This window comes from Mucilaginibacter tolerans, assembly GCF_030519375.1.
Lineage (GTDB): Bacteria > Bacteroidota > Bacteroidia > Sphingobacteriales > Sphingobacteriaceae > Mucilaginibacter.
In genome coordinates this window covers 51,986-74,449 of the sequence record NZ_JAUMKB010000020.1, presented here as the reverse complement: position 1 = coordinate 74,449, position 22,464 = coordinate 51,986, and the positions used below count along the sequence as shown (strand labels likewise).

Sequence of the window (22,464 nt, the reverse complement as noted above, 5' to 3'; positions counted from 1 at the left end):
CCTGTAACGCTTATACATCTTTTATTATCTTGCAATTGCATAAGCCTTCCCCAGGCTTACCAATAACCAATTATTTTTTACTTAACAGTATAACACCATGTCATCTGACCGCAGAAAATTTATCAAGCAATTAGGCAGTACCATTATTCTTACTTCAGCAGGCCTTACTTCATTGGCCGCAAGGGAAGAACACGAAAAAAGAATCCTGCAGGCCGGGAAACGTATTTCAGCAAATGATAAAATACGTATTGCCACTATTGGTATGGGCATCATGGGCTTTAATGATACCCAGGCTGCCCTGCACTCTCAAGGCATAGAATTGGTAGGCTGCTGCGACCTGTACAAAGGGCGATTAGAAAGAGCAAAAGAGGTTTTCGGGCCAAATATTTTTACTACTAATGACCATCATGCGATTCTTGAAAGAAAAGATATTGATGCGGTAATAATTGCGACAAGTGATAACTGGCATAGCCGGATTGCCGTAGATGCCATGCGTAAAGGCAAGGCCGTTTATAGTGAAAAACCAATGGTACATTATCTGAGCGAAGGCTTGGGTGAGATACAGGTTCAAAAGGAAACAAAAATGGTGTTCCAGGTGGGTAGCCAAAGAGTGAGCAGCCTGGCATTTAAAAAAGCAAAAGAATTATATCAGGCAGGAGCCATCGGTAAATTAAACTCCATACAAGCATCCTTTAATCGGCAAAGTGCATTGGGTGCATGGCAGTATACTATACCACTGGATGCTTCACCTTCTACCGTTGATTGGGACAGGTTCCAGGCAACAGAACAGAAAAAATATAATTATGATAGTAACCGTTTTTTTAGGTGGAGAAATTACAGGGAATACGGAACAGGCGTTGCGGGCGACTTGTTTGTGCACCTGTTATCAGGTATCCATTTTATTACTGACTCTAAAGGACCGGATAAAATATTTTCCGTTGCTGACCTTGCCTATTGGAAAGATGGCCGGAATGTGCCCGATGTGATGACGGCAGTTATTCATTACCCCGAAACAAAAGAACATCCTTCCTTCCAGGTATCATTACAGGTGAATTTCATCAGTGGTGAAGGTGAAGTGGGCTATACGCGGATGATTGGTTCCGAAGGCGTAATTGATATTGCTGACGATAACGGTTTTACTATTCATAAAAACAAGATGCCTGTTGCTCCAGGCTATGGCGGCTGGGACTCGTATGAAACTTATCCCTTAGCGATGCAAAAGGCTATTGCGGATGAGTATAACAAAAAATACTCTGACGCCGACAAACAAGCGCCAAAAGGCGAAACAATAACCTATCAGTCGCCTGAAGGATATAATTCGTCATTTGATCATTTTGATAATTTCTTCGACTCAATGCGTAACGGAAAACCAGTGGTTGAAGACGCAGAATTCGGCTTCAGGGCGGCCGCTCCTGCCTTGGCCTGTAATGAAAGCTATTTCCAGAATAAGATCATTCATTGGGATCCGGTCAACATGAAATTAGTTTGACAACCGTAAAAATTATAGTAATAATTAAAAAAAGACAGGGTTAATTTCAAAAATTAATATACCGGCAATCTGAAACGATTGTATCAAGATTGTTATATTTCAAATTAACTACTTGATTATTAATTAGGTAAATTAGCATCATAGTTATTTTAATTAGTCTTGTTGCCTATTAATTTATACTAAAAACCAAAACCTATGAACAAGCTTGTTCTTATTGATGATGAACCTGTTTTTCATAAAATAGTTCAGATGACCATCAAGAATACTGAGCTATCAAAAAAAGCGACTTACTGCTTTGACGGAGAAGTTATATTAGACTACCTTGAAGAAAAGAAACAGGAATCTCAATCCTTACCGGATTATATTTTTGTTGACCTTTACATGCCGATGTTTGATGGCTGGGACTTTCTCAACAGGTTTCAGGAACTGTATAAATCGTTGCAAAAGAATATCAAGATTTACGTGGTAACCTCATCCGTCAATCCTGCAGATATAAACAGGTCAAAACTATATCCGTTTGTCACCACCTTTATATCTAAACCGATAATGAAGGATGTGTTTGATGATATTACTTATGCCTGATGGTTTTCCAAGTATTCTTCACCCGAATATATAGGGTTTAAGTGTTCCAACTCTTCTTCTCTAAATAACCTGGAACGGACAATAAAACGCAAGCCTAACGGTATTTCAAGCGAAAAACTTGATCCACGTCCGGGTACAATATCAATAGTCAGTTGTGTATGTTTCCAATACTCAAACTGGCTATTGCTCATAAAAAAGCCACAGCCGCCTATATCACCGAGGTAAACATCGTTGGCGCCTACTTTAAACTCGTTTTTCTCAAAACACATGGGCTGCGAACCATCACAGCAACCACCACTTTGATGAAACATCAACTCCCCATGCTGATCCCGTAATTGCCTGATAATTTTTACAGCTTCTGGTGTTACCAGTACTCTTGGTATTAATTTCATAATGTAAAATAACCAAGCACCACGGAAAATTCCGTGGTGCCCACCAACTACGATGATTTATTTATTAAAAGAAACCCAGTTTATTTTTATCATAAGAAATCAGCATATTTTTGTTTTGACGATAATGGCTTAACATCATCTTGTGTGTTTCACGGCCAAAACCTGATTTCTTATATCCGCCAAATGGTGCGTGGGCCGGATATGCATGATAGCAATTCACCCAAACACGTCCCGCCTGTATAGCACGCGGCAACTGATACAACTCATGTGCGTCCCTTGTCCAAACACCGGCACCCAAGCCATAAAGAGAGTCATTGGCAATTTCTATAGCTTCCTCGGTTGTTTTAAAGGTAGTTACACAAACCACAGGTCCAAATATTTCTTCCTGAAACACGCGCATCTTGTTATGCCCCTTTAGAATAGTTGGTTGGATATAATACCCTTCGGCCAAACCATCAATATATTTTTTTGCCCCGCCGGTTAATACCTCGCAGCCCTCTTCTTTACCTATTTCGATGTAAGATAGTATCTTTTCATATTGATCCTGCGATGCCTGCGCACCCATCATGGTTGTGGGATTAAGCGGATGGCCCATCTTTATTGCTTCTACTCTTTGAATTACGCGTTCAATAAAACGGTCATAAATAGATTCATGAACCAGCATACGTGACGGACAGGTACAAACTTCTCCCTGGTTAAGGGCAAACATGGCAGCACCTTCCAAACATTTATCAAAAAACTCGTCGTCGGCTTCCATCACGCTCGGCATAAAGATGTTAGGCGATTTTCCGCCAAGCTCCATAGTAACCGGGTTCAGATTTTCGGACGCATATTGCATAATCAAACGACCGGTAGTAGTTTCTCCGGTGAAGGCCACTTTAGCGACTCTTGGCGAGCTTGCTAACGGCTTACCTGCTTCGGGACCGAAGCCTGTCACTACATTTAGTACGCCTTTTGGCAATACATCTTTGATAAGATCCATCAATATTAAAATCCCAACAGGTGTTTGCTCAGCGGGTTTCAATACTACTGTACAACCTGCGGCCAAAGCTGGTGCCACTTTCCAGGCTGCCATTAATAATGGGAAGTTCCATGGAATGATCTGACCGACGACGCCAATCGGTTCGTGAATATTTAACGATACGGTATTGGCATCAAGCTCACTTACGGTGCTTTCTTCACTCCTGATAACACCGGCATAATAACGGAAATGGTCGATCGCCAAAGGCAAATCAGCTGCTTTAGTTTCGCGAATGGCTTTACCATTATCTATAGTTTCTACCGCAGCCAGGTAATCCAGGTTTTCTTCCATGATGGCTGCAATTTTTAACAGGACAGTACTTCGTTCAGTTGGTGAGGTACGCGACCATGTTTTAAATGCTTCGTGCGCTGCATCAAGCGCTAATTCAATGTCTTCTTTAGTTGACCGTGGCACTTTTGTAAATGCCCGCCCATCTACCGGTGAAATACTATCAAAATATTGTCCGTTGATTGGGGTTCGCCATTCGCCACCGATAAAATTGTCATAATGATCCTTAAACGACGGCCTTGCTACAAGGTGTTGTTCTGCTAACTGGGTTTCCATAAAAAATAATAGTGTTTAATAAATTGGTAGTATAAAATTAGAACCCAGTCGGTATACAGTTTATGCACTATCCTATCACTTTTATGTAATAAAATATTAATATGCAGTTATCGGTTTATTGTTATCTTTATTACAGTCAACTTTCCCTGTCATTCAGGCGTTTAAACCAAATCATTGACCAAACAGAGTTAGATGCAGCACAATTTTAAACCCAAATTGCTACCCCTCAGGGCCGAGAAGGATCTAAAAACATTGGTCGAAAACCGGTCTGTATATACTTTGCAGCATTGCGAGTTGAATGTATTTGAGACGCGGCAGCAATCGGAAAAAGTCCACCTGGTGTTTGATGACATGGTGCTCACTACAATGCTGCGGGGCAAAAAAGTAATGCACCTTTTTGGCTCGGAAGAATTTGACTATCTACCTGGGGAATGCGTCATCGTACCCGGCCACGAAGAAATGGTAATTGATTTTCCTGAAGCAGATGCGCAGCATCCAACACAATGCATTGCTTTAGCAATCCATGCAGATCTGTTACAGGATACACTAAATCTGCTGAACGAAAACTTCCCGAAAACTGAAAAAGATGGGAGCTGGAAAATAGATACTTCATGCTTTCACCTTAAAAACACCCTCGAAATAAAAACTACAGTAGACCGGCTACTCAGCGTAAGTACAGAAAACATTTCGGCTAAAGATGTCATAGCTGATTTTACACTGAAAGAATTGTTCATCAGGTTAATGCAAACGCAGGCACGGACGCTGATACTTGAGAATTATCGTAAGCATACCACTACCAATCGATTTGCCTTTGCAGTAGAATATATTAAGGCTCATATCCACGAAGAGATCACTATTGATAAACTCAGCGACTTGTCTTATATGAGTAAACCGACATTCTTCAGGTGCTTTAAGCGGGAATTTGGTATAAGTCCGGTTGATTTTATCATCCAGGAACGGATAAAAACAGCCAAAAAACTGTTAAAAGACATGAATGTTACGATCAGCCAGGCATGTTATTCGGTAGGTATTAATAACCTGAGCTACTTTTTTAAACTGTTTAAGCGAGTAGAAGGCATCACACCCAACGAATACCGCAAAAACCTGAACTAACCCGCCATTACAGCTAAAACATTATCTTAGCCGTGAAAATATCATTAAATGCAGGAAATTAGGTACACTATCAAAGTCTGGCTTTCCGGTTTATTGTTTACTCCTGTCATTTATATCCTTTTGCTCCTCCTATTTGCAGGTTTTCATTTCCCCGCTTTCTCTGACTGGATTATTACAGCTTTCGCTGTCCCGTATGCATTTCTGATGTCCGTTTGGGTGGTTTTAGGGCTATTTGCAACTTTATTATTGGCGGGCAACCCGACATTTATCAGGCGCAATTTATCCGTCACAACTTTCATCATGACCTTTGCCGCCCTTATAATGATAAACACTATAAGTGCTTTGCAAAATTATGGTGGTGGTCACCTTTTAGCATTGGCTTACGCTATTAGTACAATTTCGTTTATTTGGCTGTACCCTTTTAATTCATCAGGCGTTAAGTCCACAAGGCCAATGTTACAATCCATAAAAGATGCTGTCATTTATGGATTGACTGTATGGTTATTTACCTTTTTGTTCTCTACTCCGATATCAGTATTGTTATGGATCATCACCAAAGATTTTATACCAATATCTCCCATAAAAACCGCTTTGGATGTTGTCGAGAGGTACAATTTTCAGCTAAGCCTCTCAGTAGCTTATTTCATCACGATAGCATTAACAACCCTGATCGCTATCAACTTGAATATTGCAGAAAATAAAAAAAAAGCAATAATTTTCTTATTTGCATTCCCATTGACTTTTCCGGTATTGTTTTATTATTTGTTATTCAGCGGAGATATTTATACGCACAATCTTTTTGAGTTATTCGGGTTGATTTTCCCTTCAGTAATCATATCTGCATTGAGCATTTGGCTGATTGATATTATTCCAGTACCAAAGACAAAAGACTAACTATCCTTTCCCTTATTTTTCTCCTGCTCAGCTCTGCTGGCTTTATTTTCGGCATGAGCCATGGCAATATCGTATTCCAGTTCCGGGTCGATGTTTTGCGCTTCCACTTTCCTGGCTTTTTCCATCAATTCTTCATGGTGGTCTTTCAGCCATTGTAATTGTTTCTTTCCATACGAGAAACGGGTAAACAACACAAAAAGAACCGGCACTATAAATATCGATATAGTTGATGATGCCACCATTCCGCCTAATACGGTCCATCCTATCGTATTTCTTGATGCTGCCCCTGCGCCAGTTGCCAACGCCAGTGGCAAAACCCCCAGGATAAATGCCATTGATGTCATGATGATCGGTCTTAAACGCAGGCGTACTGCATCAATAGTAGATTTGAGCAATTCTTCACCACGGTCGACGCGTATTTTGGCAAACTCTACGATCAGTATCGCATTTTTGGCCGACAAACCGATTAGAGTAATTAAGCCGATTTGCGCATAGACATTATTGGTAATGCTAGGTAAACAAGTAAGTGCAACTATTGCCCCAAAAGCGCTTATCGGTACAGCCAGCATCACTGAAAATGGCACCGACCAGCACTCATACAATGCAGCAAGGAAAAGGAATACGAAAATGATACTAAACAGGAAGATGTAGACAGTAATCGATCCAGCCTTTATTTCTTCGTAACTTAAACCTGAAAACTCATATGTGTATCCGCGCGGTAAAGCTGTTTTGGCCAATGCTCTTAAGGCATCAAGAGACTGCCCGCTACTATATCCTTCGGGGATGGAACCATCTACTTCAGCAGAACGAAATATATTAAAGTGTGATATCAGTGGTGGTGCAATTGTCGGTTTATAATGGATTAAAGTGCTTAACGGCAACATCTGTCCTGCAGAGTTGCGGACATAATACTTATCCATACTTGACACCAGCGATCTGTAATTTGTATCAGCCTGCACAACAACATGATATGTGCGGTTATATAAAGTAAAATTATTAACAAAAAGGCTACCCATATAAGCCTGCATCGTGCTAAAGACATCAGAGATATTTACACCGAGTTTCTCGCATTTTTCGCGATCTACCGTCAACTCGTAACTTGGCGTATGTGCAGAAAAATAGCTAAATGCAGTGGAAATGGCCGGTATTTTGTGAGCCTGGGCAACAAATTTTTGCACTGCTTTTTCAAATTGATGAATATCATCGGTAGAGTTGCCCTGCTCTATCTGCATACTAAAGCCTGCGGCCAATCCAATACCTCTTATTGGCGGCGGCTGTATCACTACTACACTTGCATTTTTGATTCCAGCTTTAGCTATGCGTTTTTTGATATTGTCTGTAATGCCCTGAACCTGCGTTTGCGGCGTAGTACGCTCATCCCAGGGTTTTAGCATACAAAACATGGAGCCGGCGTTCGAATTGGCACCACCGTTTAAAATATTAAAACCCGATACAGCCGTGTAATGTAAAATACCCGGCGTAGAACCTACTATTTTCATTAGCTTCTCCATCACCTTTACCGATTGGGTGGTCGCTGACGCATCTGGTAACTGAAAGGTCACAAAGAGCCGCCCGCCATCTTCAGATGGCACAAAGCCCGATGGTTTTGCCTTAAATAACAAATAGGTACCCACACAAATACATACCAGTATTACCACAACATACCGTGCATTCTTAATACTGCGTTTCACCCCGTTGGAGTATTTATGTGTCAGCTTTTCAAAGCCAGTATTGAAGTAATAGAAGAATTTATCCAGCCAATTGGATGATGCTTTGGCAATGTGGCTTGGTCTTAATAATAAGGTACAAAGAGCCGGTGTAAGCGACAATGCAGTAAACGCCGAGATGATTACCGAAATAGCTATAGTTATAGCAAACTGCTGGTATAATCGCCCCACGATGCCCGGTATAAAACCAACTGGCACGAACACAGAGGCCAAAATAAGTGCAATTGCCACGACAGGAGCTGATATCTCTTTCATGGCATTATAGGTAGCCTCTTTCGGCGACATATGTTGCTCGTCAATATAATGCTGCACAGCCTCGACGACGATGATGGCATCATCTACCACAATACCAATGGCCAGCACAAAGCCGAACATGGTAAGCGTATTGATAGTGAACCCTAAGGGAATAAAGAAGCAGAAAGTGCCCATTATGGACACCGGTATGGCGCAAATGGGAATAATAGTTGAACGCCAGTTTTGCAGGAAAAGGAACACTACGATTGCCACCAAAGCAAGCGCTTTTAATAGTGTCCCTATTACCTCTTGCATGGATACCTTAATGATTGTTACCGATTCAAACGGCACAATGTAATCCACATCACTTGGAAACGACTTTTTAAGCCTGGCTAGTTCAGCATAAACATTCTCAGCCGTTTGTAACGCGTTGCTTCCCGGCGATTGATAAACCGAGATGGTAGAACATCTGTTGCCATCAGTAAATGCATTACTGGAGAAAGTAAACTTCCCCAGTTCTACCCTTGCAATATCTTTCAGGTAAACTAGTTGATGTGTTGCAGGGATTGTCTTTACAACAATTTTCTCATACTCGGATGCTTTATTCAGCATTCCGTTTACCAAAATACCTTTTTCAAATGCCTGCGAAGGGTTTTGCGGCGGGGAACCAACAGAACCGGCAGCTACATACACATTTTGTGCGTTTAATGCAGCAGTGACATCCCCTGTAGTAATACCATAGGATGCCATCCTTTCAGGATTCATCCAAATACGCATACTAAAAGCATCGGTACGTGCAGTGACGTCACCTACGCCGGGCACGCGCAATATTGCATCTTGTATAAAGGTATTGGTGTAGTTATCCAGGAAGGTAATATTATGTGTTTTTTTAGGTGAATATATGGTGATCAGCATCAACTGATCGGGGTTACTTGCTCGTACCGTCAACCCCAGTTTACTTACTACAGCAGGTAGAATGGGTTTGGCAATCCCTACCCGATTCTGCACATTGAGTGCAGCGATCTGGACATTGGTACCTACATTAAAAGTCACCCGGATACCTACCCCACCGCTATTGGTATTCGTACTTTGCATGTATTCCATGCCCGGCGTACCGTTTACCTGCTCCTCTACCGGAATGGTAACAGTCTGCTCCACTGTTTCTGCATCTGCACCTGTATATGAACCATTGATAGAAACACTCGGAGGAGAGATATTCGGATATTGATCGACGGCAAGATTAAGCATACAGATAACACCTGATATTACCAATACGATGGATATCACGATGGCAGTTACCGGTCTCTTTATAAATGTATTGGCAATCATCTTTAGTCTGCTCTGCTCAGGTCACGTGATTTTTGAATCTCATATTCCAATTCAGGGTCTATATTTTGAGCCTCAACCTTTTTGGCTTTTTCTACGAGGTTTTCCCTGTGCTCCTGCAACCAGGCTAGTTTCTCTTTACCATAAGATACCCTGGTGATCAGCACAAACAATACCGGTACAATAAATATAGCCAGCGTTGACGCTGCAACCATCCCACCCAATACGGTCATACCTATTGTGCGTCTGGCTACAGCACCGGCACCTGTCGCAAAGACAAGCGGCAACACACCGAGTATAAATGCCAGCGAAGTCATGATGATTGGCCTTAAGCGTAATCTTACCGCTTCTAAGGTCGATTTGATCAGCTCTTCTCCTAAATCTACCCTTACCTTGGCAAATTCAACAATCAGAATGGCATTTTTGGCAGCCAGTCCGATCAGTGTGATCAAACCGATTTGAGCGTATACGTTATCCGTCAGATCCGGTACCAGGAATAAGGCCAGTATCGCTCCGAACGCTCCCACCGGCACAGCCAGTAACACCGAAAACGGAACTGACCAGCTCTCGTACAACGCTGCCAGGAACAGGAATACAAAGGTTATTGAGAACAGGAATATGTAAACCGTTGTCGAACCTGCTTTTATTTCCTCATAGCTCATCCCCGAAAACTCATAGGTATAGCCCTCGGGCAGCACTTTTTTAGCGACTTCCTTTAAAGCATCAAGGGCCTCGGCATTACTATGCCCTTCGGCAGCCGAGCCATCGATTTCTGCTGTTCTGAATATGTTAAAGTGTGATATCAAAGGCGATGCTTCAGTCGGCTTATAACTTATTACTGTGCCCAGTGGCACCATTTGCCCGGCTGAATTGCGCACATAATATTTGTTCATATCCGATATCAATGTACGATATGCTGTATCCGCCTGAACCACTACGTGGAAAGTGCGGTTATAAGTAGTAAAGTCATTGATATACAAACTGCCCATATAGGCCTGTATAGTAGTAAACACATCCGACACATTAATGCCCAGCTTTTCACATTTCTCACGATCTACCGTCAGGGCATAGTTTGGCGTATGCGATGAAAAGAAGCTGAATGCTTTAGTTATAGCCGGATTCTTATTCGCCTCATTAATAAACTTATTTACCACATCCTCAAACTGCTGCAAATTATCAGTGGTACTTCTTTGCTCGATCTGTATACTGAAACCAACGGTTGACCCGACACCTGGTAAGGGGGAAGGCTGGATTACTTCCACATTAGCATTGCGTATGCCCGCATCCTCAATACGTTTTTGCAATACTTTGATTATACCAGGCACTTGCTGATCCGATGAACTACGATCATCCCATGGTGCTAATTGACAATAAATAGTACCATTATTGGAGTTGCTGGCATTTGTAACTACGTTTAAACCAGATAATGCCGCATAATGAGCTACTCCGGGTGTGGCAGAAACCACCTGCATCAGTTTTTTCATTACATCAACAGACTGCGCAGTTGACGATGCTGGTGGTAACTGGTAAGTAACATATAGGTTGCCATCGTCTTCCGAAGGGATAAATCCGGTTGGTTTCTGCTCAAACATAAAATATGCCCCGACACAAACCACCAATAGCAGGATAACGATATACCTTGCACCCGATATACTTTTCTTTACACCTTCGGTGTACCTGTCCGTAATTCTATCAAACCAGGCATTGAATTTGGTAAACCATTTATTCAGGCCTTTATTCTTTTTGCTTTCGTCTGTTGGTTTTAATAATAAAGAGCAAAGCGCAGGAGTTAAGGACAGTGCAATGAAAGCCGAGATCATCACCGATATTGCAATCGTTATAGCAAACTGCTGATACAAACGGCCCACGATACCAGGAATAAAGCCCACCGGTACAAATACCGCAGCCAGGATCAACGCAATAGCTACTACTGGCGCAGAAATATCCTTCATAGCCTGATAAGTTGCCTCTTTTGCCGACATTTTATCATGGTCGATATAATGCTGCACCGCCTCCACCACAATGATGGCATCATCCACTACTATACCAATGGCCAGCACAAAGCCGAACATGGTAAGCGTATTGATGGTAAATCCTAACGGGATAAAGAAGCAGAATGTACCGAAAATCGATACAGGAATAGCCAACACTGGGATTAATGTAGACCGGAAGCTTTGCAGAAACAGGAACACGACAACCGCTACAAGGCCGAGTGTTTTTAATAAAGTTCCCACCACATCGCTCATGGAGACTTTTACCACCGTAACTGACTCAAATGGTACACTGTATTCTACATCGGCCGGGAAAGTTTGTCTCAACTTAGCCAGTTCGGCATAAATGCCTTTAGCAGTTTCCAAAGCATTACTGCCTGGCGCCTGGTAAATTTGCAGGTAAGATGCTCTTTTACCATCAACAAATGAGTTGCTGGAGAAGGTGAATTTTCCCAGCTCAACCCTGGCCACGTCCTTCATGTAAACCAAAGCACCTGTGCTTGGAAGGGTTTTTACAACGATATTTTCAAACTCAGATACCTTACTCAAACGACCGTTTACCAATATGCCTAACTCATAAGTCTGGCTGGAGGATTGTGGCGGCACACCCGCCGTACCTGCAGCCACCTGCACGTTTTGTGCATTAAGCGCAGTTATTACATCTGATGGTGTCAATCCATAAGAAGCCATCTTCTCCGGGTTCATCCAGATACGCATACTGAAATCATCGGTAAAACGACTGATATTACCTACACCCGGTACACGCGACAAGGCATCTTGTATAAATATATTGGTGTAGTTATCAAGAAAGGTAATATTGTGCGTCCCTTTCGGTGCATATATCGCCACCATCATCAACATACTCGGGTTCACCGCACGAACAGTTAAACCCAAACGACTTACTACTGATGGCAGCAATGGTGTAGCAATGCTCAAACGGTTCTGTACATCAAGGGCGGCAACATCGATATTGGTACCTATTTTGAACGTGACGTTCATTTGCATTAGCCCATTATTTGTGCTATTGCTTTGCATATACTCCATACCCGGCGTACCGTTCACCTGCTCCTCAATAGGCGTAGCAACTGTCTGTTCTACAGTCTGTGCATCGGCACCGGTGAACTGGCCGTTTATCTGCACTATAGGCGGGGTAATATCAGGGTATTGGTCTATAGGCAGAAGTAAAATACATACCGTACCGGTAATTACCAGAACAATAGATATTACTATCGCGGTTACGGGCCTTTTTATAAAGGTATTAGCAATCATATCTTATTTCTTCTAAACCCGGAAGGCTGTGTTCATTATCCGCGGCGTCCCCCTGCCGAAGGTGCTACTTTATTAGCTGTAGTTATTTTCGATCCGTCGTGTAGTGTCTGTACGCCATCTACCACTACCCGATCGCCCTCATTAATACCTGATTTGATCACAATATTAGGCCCTATCACCTGCCCTATCTGCACTTTTTTCTGCGCAGCTATCAGTTTAGGCTTAGTTGCCGTATCGGCAGTTGAATGAGTTGGGTTGATGACCGAGTCTTTTGCAACATATACAAAGTACTCGCCCATCTGCTCTACGACTGCTTTGTTTGGTAATACTAACTGTGGTTGTGTATCCTGGTTATGCACACGCACCACGCAACTCATACCAACTCTCAGCATTTTTTTAGGGTTCGGGAATACCAAACGCACACGGATCGAACCGGTCTGCGCGTCAACGGCACGGTCGATAACCGATATTTTGCCAACTCCGTTATAAAGCGAGTTATCAGCCAACAACAAGGTAAACAATGAGTCAGGCAGGTTCTTTTTCCCCAGCTGTAATTCTTCAAAATGTGGCAGTTGTTTTTCGTTAACAATAAAATCTACAGCAATAGGATCGTCCGTTGATATGGTATTTAAAACTGTTGTTCCCGGATTCACCACATCACCCAGCTTCACCATACTGAAGCCAATTGTTCCATCAAACGGCGCATATACTATGGCATAATTCAGGTTGGTTTTTGCCGACTTAACGGCCTGTTCAGACGCCTTAACCGTGTTTTTTGCATTATTCAGTGAAATGATCGCATGATCATACTGCTGCTTGGCAACAGCATTGTATTTATTCAGGTACTCGTAACGATCGGCGTCTTGTTGTGCTTGTACCAGGTTACCTTGCGATACTTTCAAATTAGCCACTGCCTGATCATAAGCAGCTTCGTAAATGCGCCTGTCTATCTCATACAACTTCTCACCTTTGCTTATATGGGTACCTTCCTTAAAATATATTGCGGTAATAGCACCGGTTATCTGCGGCAACAGATTTACCTGGCTCAAAGCCTGGATGGTTGAAGGATATTTATCGTAATATAAAACCTGTTGTTGCTTTACCTTATACAAATTAACCGGCACCACATTGTTTTGCGGAGGTTGTTTCTTTTTACAAGCGCCCATAATAAGGCAGCTTATAAGAATCGTATTTAACAATACTCTATTCATGGAGAGGGGTTGGTTGTAACGCATTAATATGTAATATTTCCCATTGCTTTTTGAAGGTCGATCTTATTAGACAATACCTGGAACAAAGCATTTAAATAACTTATTTCTGATGATATTAAATTCGATTCGGCGGTGATCACATTCAGGTATGGAACTATGCCCTGTTTATATTGAAGAGTCACTACAAAATAAACTCGCTTAGCCATATTTACATTCTTCTGCAATAACTGTAGGTTATAGAAATTGCCCTTATAATTGCCCAAAGCAGTGGCATATTCCTTGTATATCTGCGATTTCAGATCAACCGTATTCCAATCGATTATCTTCTGTTCCAACCGAGCTTTTTTCAGGTTGTTAGTGCGATAAAACCCAGTAAAAATCGGAATGCTAAAAGATACGCCTACCAGCTGATTTGGGTAGGATTTATTGAACAGATCTGAGAATTGATTATTCGCATAAGCCAGGTTATAATTATAAAATGCCGAAAGCGTAGGCAGGAATGAATACTTATAATAATGTACAGTCTCATCCTGCAAATCATGCGCAGTTTTTACCTGCTGATACTCAATCCGTTTTTCGTACTGTAATTGCTGCAAAGTATCTATATGGATATTTTGTTCCATTTCGGTGGTATCGAAACTTACATTGAATTGCTTCTCGGGCGGATAACCCATTACCTGCTTCAGCATAGCATATTGGGGTACGACATTCTCATTGGCTTGTTTCAGTTGTGCCATTGAGTTGTTTAGGGTGATCGTAGCTTCTTCATAGTCGGTCTCATCTACTATACCACCTTTATATTGATGGTATGCATCCCGGACACTCTTGCCCAAACGTGCCGTATCTTCCTTCAATACGTTGATCTGTTCGAGTGTCAAAAGCACATTATAAAATGACTTGCTCACTGCCGAAACCAGGAATATCTTGGTGCTATCGGTAACTTGTTGTGCCTGTTTTATGTATAGGTTGGCACTCCTTGCAGCATACATCAGGTTAGGACTAAATAATGCTTGTGAAACTGAAACTCCAGGGATAAATGTATTCCGGTTAACCGAACTACCCGAGCTGCTTATAGCTGAGGATGACCCGCTGGATGAGGTTTGAATATAATGATTCAACGTCCCCTGGGCATTAACCTGTGGCAACCATCCTGATAGATTGATAGCGTTGGTAGTTCTCGCAATATCAACATTGATCAACGCTTTGTTCACGCCCGGTTGATGCTGCATAGCATAATCTATACACTGTCTTAGTGTTAAGGATTCCGCACCGGTACCGGCGCTATCCCTAACTACAACCGGCATTAATAAACTGTTTTTGCTTGTATCCGGAACGGTTACTGGCGGGGTTATAGTAGCGGGCTTATTCTTTTGCGCATTGGATACAATCGCGGCAAAAGATAAAAGCAAAGTAAATAATAGCAATCGGGTACGGCTCATGTTGAAAATGACCTCTTTCATATTAAAAACCCACTGGCTACTTTATAGAATATTGTCTCATAAAATATGTATTGGTATAAGTAATAATATTATAATAATCAAAAGATTAGTTACAATATCACTAATACCATCACAGGCCAGATGTGTTTTGCAAAAATGGCAAAAACATATATTGATTCAGGTAACAATTCTGTTAACGTATTATAATAAGATTAGAAGCTATAATATTGTTACGCAATAGATATCAAGAGTATTTTTGTTAATCAACTACTTGTGGTCATGTAAAAATGTATCATTCTTCCCTACTTCTGTATAAATCGGTCTGCAATCAGCCATCTAACTTTGGCTTATCAAATAAAAGATAAAAACAATGGCAAAGACAATTTTTATATCAGGCGCTTCACGTGGATTTGGTAAAATCTGGGCAGAAGCATTTTTAAAAAGAGGTGACAAAGTAGTTGCTACTGCACGAGACTTAAGTACCTTAAATGATTTAATAAACCAATATGGCGATAACATATTGCCTATACAACTGGATGTAAATGACCGTAAAGCTGATTTTGCAGCCATCAAGAAGGCTAAAGATCATTTCGGTAGTATTGACGTCTTGATCAACAATGCCGGTTACGGTTTGTTTGGCAGCATCGAGGAAACCAGCGAAAAAGAAGCCCGTGATCAGATAGAAACTAACTTCTTTGGCTTATTATGGCTTTCACAAGCCGCAATACCGGTAATGCGCGACCAAGGTCACGGACATATTATTCAGTTGTCGAGCGTTTTGGGCTTGGTTGCTTTGCCTGTATTAGGCCTTTATAATGCATCAAAATTTGCAGTTGAGGGCTTAAGCGAAACATTAGCAGCTGAGGTCAAAGGCTTTGGTATTAAAGTAAGCCTGATAGAACCAAATGGTTTTAGCACTGATTGGGCCGGTGCATCAGCTTTCCATACTGAAAGCATGCCAGAATATGATAAAGTTAGAGCCGATTTCCAGGCAGGACTAACGGATGATATTTTTGGCAAACCTGAGGCCACTACCGATGCTGTGTTAAAACTGGTAGATAGCGAAAATCCCCCGCTGCGCTTATTTCTTGGAAAAGTAGCTTATCCATGGGTTAAACAGGTTTACGATGGCCGTTTTGCCGAATGGGATCAATGGAATGAAGTAGCTGCTGCGGCACATGGACACTAATGATTAATAAATAATGTTTTCTAACTGACACATCTGCGCTGATATTCAGCGTAGATTTGTTTTTATCAGATCATTATGAAACACTACAAAACATTAAGTGATATGAGTCGGGCAAACGGTTTTGCTCCGCCTGAACATCCCCTTATTGGCCTGCACCGGTGCAATGTGTCCTGCCCTTTGGGTAATCGGGAATTTACGACCGATTTCTACATCATCGGATTAAAGAAGATTATCTCCGGCGTGATCTTATATGGACGCACAAAGTATGACCATGAAAACGGCTCAATGATATTCATCAAACCACGCCAGGTGGTTGAGTTTAAAAATCTTGAATTTGAGGAAGATGGATTTCTTATACTTATTCATGAGGATTTCCTGAATGGTTCCATACTCCATGACGAAATACAGAAATATAGCTTCTTTGATTATGAAACCAACGAGGCATTGCATCTTTCGCCACGAGAAGAAGAGATTATATGGGATCTTTACAGCAAAATTGAGGCGGAATACAAAAGCAATACTGACGAGTATAGTCGTGATATTATGCTTACCCATCTTGATTCGATATTGAAATACTCACAGCGGTTTTATAAGCGCCAGTTCATTAACCGTGCCGAATTATCAGGCAAAACTGTTTCCAAGTTCAACCATGCACTATCTGCCTATTTCAGCAAAGGCTTGTTGCAAACCAAGGGTCTGCCTACCGTAAATGCAATGGCTTCTCAATTGAATTTATCTGCCAGATATTTAAGTGACTTATTAAAACAGGAAACCGGAAAAACTGCTATCGAGCTGATCCATATTTTCCTGGTAAACGAAGCAAAAAACCTTTTAAAAGGTGAACATCAAAACGTTTCGGAAATTGCTTATCTGCTTGGTTTTGAGAATCTGCCCTATTTTTCGAGGTTATTCAAAAAGGAAACCGGTTTGAGTCCAAACCAATTTAAAAAGCAATTGGTAAATTGACCGCATGAATTTCGCTGATCGGGTTATCCAATTCAATGGGGAATTAATCTATACAGGCAGTCCGCTGCCAAACGGCATCCGCATCATGAACCCTTTTAGGGAATACGACAATGTGATGGGGATCGTTGAAGCATTTTACCATAAATATTATAACGATAACCATCAAAGGCATATTATACTTGGTATAAACCCGGGCAGATTTGGCGGCGGTTTAACAGGCATTCCGTTTACGGATCCCAAAAGATTGGTTAGCGAATGCCATATACAATATACAGGCAAAATATCGCATGAACCGTCGTCCGTATTTATTTATGAAATGATCGACGCTTACGGCGGTCCTGAGGCTTTCTATAAAGACTTTTATATCAACTCGCCTTGCCCGCTTGGGTTCACATCAATAGATGAAAAAGGCAAGGAAACCAATTATAATTATTACGACAGCAAACAATTGACTGATGCCGTTTTTCCTTTCATGATGGAAAATATACGTAAGCAGATCGATTTAGGCATTAAAACTGATACCTGTTTTTGTTTTGGAACGGGTAAAAACGAAAAATTCCTAAAAAAGCTGAATAATGAGTACAAATTCTTTGGAAAAATTATGGCGCTGGAGCATCCAAGATTTATCATGCAATATACATCTGCCTCAAAGCAGTTTTATATTGAAAAGTACCTGGATGCTTTCAGAAGCGTATTAGAGTAAATTACAATTTGTCCACCCTCACCCATTTCATTCCGGCCGCCTCGGCAGCAACGGTTCCTGCTTGGCCATCTTCAAACACAAAGCATTCTTCAGGCTTAACTTGAAGCAACTCCGCAGCCTTCAAAAAAGGGGCAGGATGAGGTTTGCCATGTTCTGTTTCACCAGCACATACCATTACCTCAACCAGATCGTATATGCCAAGCACTTTCAGTGTTTTATCAACCGCCGCGCGTTTGCTACCCGAAACAACGCCGATTTTCACTTTTTGCGCATGGGTTTTCAGATGCTCTACCACATGGACTACCGGAAGCGTGTTTTCAATATAATGATCCAGGAATAGTTTGTACTTCCGATCCACAAACTCCTGGGGATCGAACGAGGTGTCATACCTTTTATTGATCTCCTCAATCACCTTAATCACCGGCCAGCCGGCAAGTTCATCAATAATATCTCCTTCAATCTTATGGCCTTTACCGGCAGCAACCTGTATGTAGGTTTCCTTATGTGCGCCCATATTATCGGCAAGCGTGCCGTCGCAATCATACAGGTATGCTTTATAGCCCCGGCTAAGTTCGGTTAACTTTTCAAGTTTGGTATTGATTTCGTCGAAAGATGCTGCCATAATCGGGGCAAATATAGCGTTCGCTTCGTTTATTCTAAGAAGCCAATGATATAACCATCAGGGTCAGCTATATAAAATTCCTTGCCATAAGGCATGCTTCTCAATGACTGTATGATTTCGATAGCGTTGACCGATATCTCCTTATACAAAGCTTCAATATTATCTACCGAGAAAACCAGATCAAGGTGTTCATTGTCTCTTCTATTTTTCCGTTCCTCAGCCGAAGGTTTGCCCAACTTGAGATGAATGGTATAGCCATCTTTAGAAACACCGGCATAGAAGTCTTCATAATTAAACTCAAGTGAAAAGCCCAGTTTTATAGTATAGAATTTAATGGAACGTTTTATATCCGCCACTATTAATTGCGGACTCATCCCGTTAAGAATAAAACTTGAAATGGCATCCATAATTACACAATAACATAATTACACACTAAGTTATCAATAAAATATAAGAACGCTTTTTTAATAAGTCGTAGCATCCATAGTAGACGGAGACAAAAAAGAAAGAGCCTGACTTTCGTCAGCGCTTTTGTTTTCATCGCCAGGGTGGCAGGGCATCGGAATTAGCTTTGCTTAAACATTGTTTTAACGTAAAAAACAAAAAATGCAGTCACTTTTTATCGTAACCACCTAATCTTCTGAGGATTCTGTAGTCCCAATCGGACTAAAAACGAACCACCTGTCGAAAAACATGAGAGTTCTATCGACAACTATTTAACCTTCTCGAAAGCATTTTCTGAATTTTGACGCTGGAAACACTACGGGCTTTAGTTTCAAATCCATCTAAAATGGTCATTCATGCACATTTAATGGTTTAATAAGCACATTATCTCTGATGTACACTGCTGAAATTTGAATAAACGATTAAAAAAATGAAGATCACAATTTTAAAGGCATGTCTGATAGGGATATTGGCAGCCTTCAGCATTTCAGCATATTCCGGGCCAATCGCCAGCGACTACGATAAGGTTGTAAAGGAGTATATCGCCAGCCACATGAACGGCGACTATAAAAAATTGAGAAAAATAATGAACGATGGCGCCACGTTTAAGATCCCAAGGGCAGAAAAAGTCATTGTTCAAACTAAACCAGATATTGTTGATGCTATGAAACAAGGAGGCGGCATTAAACAAAATTGCGAATGTAGCTACGAAGTAGTTGCCAAAAGCAGCGCACTGGTTATGGTGCGCGTTGATTTTCGCTATGACAATTGTGTACAGCAAAACTTCCTCGTACTCGAAAAAAATGATAAAGAGTGGCAAATCGCCCAGGTCTATAAAATATTTAACGATAAAGAACCTGGAATGGACGCTCCGAAAGTAATTGCAAACAATTAACGGATCAATTAAACTCTTTCAAATCAAGTCACCCCTTAAAACGGGGTGACTTTCTTCGCCAAAAACTCTTTATCCCTGTAAAATAATAGGATTTCATAGAAAATTCACCCAATTGGGGGTATACGGCCCCCATTTTGCCTTGTTATCTTTGGTTATTCTTTTGGTATTAACTGATCTCTCACCATTACCGGTTAACACATACGTACCTGCTGATACTGCGTTACCGGATACCAATAACCGACTATTACAGTGAATTTACTATGAAAATAAAATACATACCCATATTTACCGACGACCTGGAACGCCAGGTAAAATTTTTCACAGACAACCTCGGTTTCGAAGTATGTGATAAGAAAAACCTACTCACCTCCCGGGAGTGTGTCGTCATGCAAACTACAAGTCCTGATATTTTCATGCTGATCGCAAAAGATTACGGCTACGGCAACAGAAGATGCAATATCGTAGTCAGTACAGATGATTGCCTGAATGACTATCACCACTTGAAATTGGCCGGAATTCAGTTTTATAATGAACCGCAATATACCCCCACGGGATTAAGGGCAGAATTTGCAGATCCATCCGGTAACCGTTGTTTACTACTTGAGGAGCGAAATTATAATGACCTGACCTGAAATGGAATACTTAAGAACCTTGAGGAACAATAATGTTATCTATAGCGGTACCCGCAATAATTTTAATCAACAAACCACTTCTGACTTCAGTATCCGGTTTGTGTTTAGCGGCAACGAACGATATAGCATTGGCAAGAGGCAGCTTTCCATTCATACCGATTCGTTCCTGATATTGAATAAGGGAACGCATTATACCAGTACAGTAGAGAGCGCCATCCCGGTACAGTCTTTCGGGATAAGCTTTGATGATAAATTTCTGCAGGATTTTAAAAATAGCTGGCGGCTTAAAGATGATACTCTGCTGAACTTAAATACATACCCGTTCATCAACCGGTATGAACATGAGTTTGACGAAACGATCTATCCTTTCAAAGGCGATCTGTTTTTTAATGTAAACCACCTGAAACATCATATCGGCCGTGGCCTGCAAGACGAGTTGCTGATAAACGAATATTTGCATCATTGCCTGATTAACTATTTCCAGATATTTAATGAAGAGATATTTCAGAAGGCTCAGCGGCTTAACTTTTTGAGCAAAAGCACAAAAATCGAGATACTCCGCAGGCTTAATCTGGCCAAAGAGTATTTGTACTCCAATTACAATACGAATATCAGTCTGGACGAACTTGCCGAATATGCATGCTTATCAGTTACCCATTTACTGCGCACGTTCAGGCAGGCTTTTCATCAAACGCCCCATCAATTTTTGGTACAGATCAGGTTGCAAAGAGCCAAAGACTTACTAAAAAACACCGACTACCCTGTAAATGAAATAGTGAATATGGTTGGGTTCGATTGCCCCAGTTCATTTATACGGCTTTTTAAGGACAGGTTCCAAGTAACGCCGATGAAATACAGACTAAGCTTTTAAAAGGTTATCAGCTAGATAGCCTTCCCGATATGCGAAAATCACACAAATATGGTGATTTTCGCATATCGGGCTCTGTTTACATTATTTAAAATTGTTGCGGGCAATTTTCTTGCCCGGCTGATCTTCTCTCTGATTGCTGCTCATAGCAAACCAATAGCCTCAGCATTTCACCATAATTTATGAAAATTAAATACATACCCGTATTTACCGACGATATTGAAAAACAGGTAGCCTTCTTTGTAGAAAACATGGGTTTTGAGTTTTACGGCAAGAAGAGCCTTTTGCCTGACCAGGAAAGTGTACTAATAAGAACTAATAGCCCCGATCTTTTCATAGTCATATTGATGGACGCTGACAAGGAATTTGGAAGAGGTCGGATCATTGTGAATACGCATGATTGTTTGAACGACTACCACAACCTAAAAATGGCCGGCGTTGTCTTCCATAATGAACCCCACTATTTGCCGATGGGTTTAGGCGCCGAGTTTTACGATCCGTCCGGCAATCAATATTTATTGATAGAAGAGCGCAGTTATAATAATCCCGTTTGACAATCTGCATCATCTGAGTTAATCGTTTTTTAACCCTGATATGCTGAAATTATCAAAATGGCGGTTTTCGCATATCGGGTGGCGATTCCCGCACATCCCCTCCGGCTGCCAATAACTAAAATTGCAGTCAAGGCATTAGCCTGACTAATGGATAGTGTGAAAACACACCTTCATAAGTATCCCCCAATTGGTTTAGGCAATATCTATAATCCCTTCATCACGCTCTCACATGATGGGGTATAATTAACTGATAATTCGTATGCGACGCGACCGATTGAACTATGCAGTTTGTGACTTATTCCTTTTTTTACGAAACAGGGAATCAGTCAGGCTGCCCAA

19 protein-coding genes are annotated in these 22,464 nt (G+C 41.3%); 11 read left to right on the top strand and 8 right to left on the bottom strand.

Annotated elements, in window-relative coordinates; genetic code table 11:
• Positions 1–97 precede the first annotated feature (97 nt).
• Together Q3A68_RS20560 and Q3A68_RS20555 are read left to right on the top strand one after the other, a co-directional pair.
• Complete coding sequence (locus tag Q3A68_RS20560; protein WP_302903016.1) at positions 98–1,489, top strand: Gfo/Idh/MocA family protein; 1,392 nt, start codon at positions 98–100, stop codon at positions 1,487–1,489.
• A gap of 195 nt (positions 1,490–1,684) precedes the next feature.
• Positions 1,685–2,071, top strand: a complete 387-nt coding sequence (locus Q3A68_RS20555; protein WP_302903015.1) for a response regulator — start codon at positions 1,685–1,687, stop codon at positions 2,069–2,071.
• On the opposite strand, the gene Q3A68_RS20550 is transcribed toward Q3A68_RS20555, so the two are convergent.
• Positions 2,062–2,463 (bottom strand): DUF779 domain-containing protein, encoded by a 402-nt coding sequence (locus tag Q3A68_RS20550; protein ID WP_302903014.1) that lies wholly within the window; start codon positions 2,461–2,463, stop codon positions 2,062–2,064. The two genes, Q3A68_RS20555 and Q3A68_RS20550, sit on opposite strands and share 10 nt — an antisense overlap.
• Positions 2,464–2,527: 64 nt before the next feature.
• Positions 2,528–4,048: an aldehyde dehydrogenase family protein gene (locus tag Q3A68_RS20545; RefSeq protein ID WP_302903013.1), complete on the bottom strand. Its 1,521-nt coding sequence runs from the start codon at positions 4,046–4,048 to the stop codon at positions 2,528–2,530.
• Between the two features lie 192 nt (positions 4,049–4,240).
• On the opposite strand from Q3A68_RS20545, the gene Q3A68_RS20540 reads away from it, so the two are divergent.
• On the top strand, positions 4,241–5,161 hold the full coding sequence (locus tag Q3A68_RS20540) for an AraC family transcriptional regulator (protein ID WP_302903012.1): 921 nt from the start codon (positions 4,241–4,243) through the stop codon (positions 5,159–5,161).
• 48 nt (positions 5,162–5,209) lie between these two features.
• Positions 5,210–6,055, top strand: a complete 846-nt coding sequence (locus Q3A68_RS20535) for a hypothetical protein (RefSeq protein WP_302903011.1) — start codon at positions 5,210–5,212, stop codon at positions 6,053–6,055.
• On the opposite strand, the gene Q3A68_RS20530 is transcribed toward Q3A68_RS20535, so the two are convergent.
• From Q3A68_RS20530 to Q3A68_RS20515, 4 genes are read right to left on the bottom strand one after another with little or no spacing between them, the layout of a single operon-like run.
• On the bottom strand, positions 6,052–9,345 hold the full coding sequence (locus Q3A68_RS20530; RefSeq protein WP_302903010.1) for an efflux RND transporter permease subunit: 3,294 nt from the start codon (positions 9,343–9,345) through the stop codon (positions 6,052–6,054). The genes Q3A68_RS20535 and Q3A68_RS20530 overlap by 4 nt on opposite strands.
• Positions 9,346–9,347: 2 nt before the next feature.
• Positions 9,348–12,602 (bottom strand): efflux RND transporter permease subunit, encoded by a 3,255-nt coding sequence (locus Q3A68_RS20525; protein ID WP_302903009.1) that lies wholly within the window; start codon positions 12,600–12,602, stop codon positions 9,348–9,350.
• Positions 12,603–12,637: 35 nt separating this feature from the next.
• Entirely contained in the window at positions 12,638–13,813 is a 1,176-nt protein-coding gene (locus tag Q3A68_RS20520) for an efflux RND transporter periplasmic adaptor subunit (protein WP_302903008.1), read from the bottom strand.
• Between the two features lie 23 nt (positions 13,814–13,836).
• Positions 13,837–15,273: a TolC family protein gene (locus Q3A68_RS20515; protein WP_302903007.1), complete on the bottom strand. Its 1,437-nt coding sequence runs from the start codon at positions 15,271–15,273 to the stop codon at positions 13,837–13,839.
• Positions 15,274–15,622: 349 nt separating this feature from the next.
• Between Q3A68_RS20515 and Q3A68_RS20510 the strand changes: the two genes are divergently transcribed.
• From Q3A68_RS20510 to Q3A68_RS20500, 3 genes are all read left to right on the top strand, one after another.
• Positions 15,623–16,441 (top strand): SDR family NAD(P)-dependent oxidoreductase, encoded by an 819-nt coding sequence (locus Q3A68_RS20510; protein ID WP_302903006.1) that lies wholly within the window; start codon positions 15,623–15,625, stop codon positions 16,439–16,441.
• A gap of 75 nt (positions 16,442–16,516) precedes the next feature.
• The gene (locus Q3A68_RS20505; protein WP_302903005.1) at positions 16,517–17,407 is read left to right on the top strand and encodes a helix-turn-helix domain-containing protein; all 891 of its coding nucleotides are present in this window, start codon (positions 16,517–16,519) and stop codon (positions 17,405–17,407) included.
• Positions 17,408–17,411: 4 nt separating this feature from the next.
• Complete coding sequence (locus Q3A68_RS20500) at positions 17,412–18,110, top strand: uracil-DNA glycosylase family protein (RefSeq protein ID WP_302903004.1); 699 nt, start codon at positions 17,412–17,414, stop codon at positions 18,108–18,110.
• Between the two features lies 1 nt (position 18,111).
• Here Q3A68_RS20500 and Q3A68_RS20495 read toward each other — a convergent pair whose 3' ends face one another.
• The gene (locus tag Q3A68_RS20495; protein ID WP_302903003.1) at positions 18,112–18,732 is read right to left on the bottom strand and encodes an HAD family hydrolase; all 621 of its coding nucleotides are present in this window, start codon (positions 18,730–18,732) and stop codon (positions 18,112–18,114) included.
• Positions 18,733–18,761: 29 nt separating this feature from the next.
• Positions 18,762–19,106: a VOC family protein gene (locus Q3A68_RS20490; protein ID WP_302903002.1), complete on the bottom strand. Its 345-nt coding sequence runs from the start codon at positions 19,104–19,106 to the stop codon at positions 18,762–18,764.
• Positions 19,107–19,606: 500 nt separating this feature from the next.
• On the opposite strand from Q3A68_RS20490, the gene Q3A68_RS20485 reads away from it, so the two are divergent.
• From Q3A68_RS20485 to Q3A68_RS20470, 4 genes are all read left to right on the top strand, one after another.
• Entirely contained in the window at positions 19,607–20,071 is a 465-nt protein-coding gene (locus Q3A68_RS20485; protein WP_302903001.1) for a nuclear transport factor 2 family protein, read from the top strand.
• A 260-nt stretch (positions 20,072–20,331) separates the two neighbouring features.
• Positions 20,332–20,703, top strand: coding sequence for a VOC family protein (locus tag Q3A68_RS20480; protein WP_302903000.1), 372 nt, complete (start codon positions 20,332–20,334; stop codon positions 20,701–20,703).
• Position 20,704: 1 nt separating this feature from the next.
• Complete coding sequence (locus Q3A68_RS20475; RefSeq protein ID WP_302902999.1) at positions 20,705–21,574, top strand: AraC family transcriptional regulator; 870 nt, start codon at positions 20,705–20,707, stop codon at positions 21,572–21,574.
• Between the two features lie 179 nt (positions 21,575–21,753).
• On the top strand, positions 21,754–22,125 hold the full coding sequence (locus tag Q3A68_RS20470; RefSeq protein WP_302902998.1) for a VOC family protein: 372 nt from the start codon (positions 21,754–21,756) through the stop codon (positions 22,123–22,125).
• Positions 22,126–22,464 lie beyond the last annotated feature (339 nt).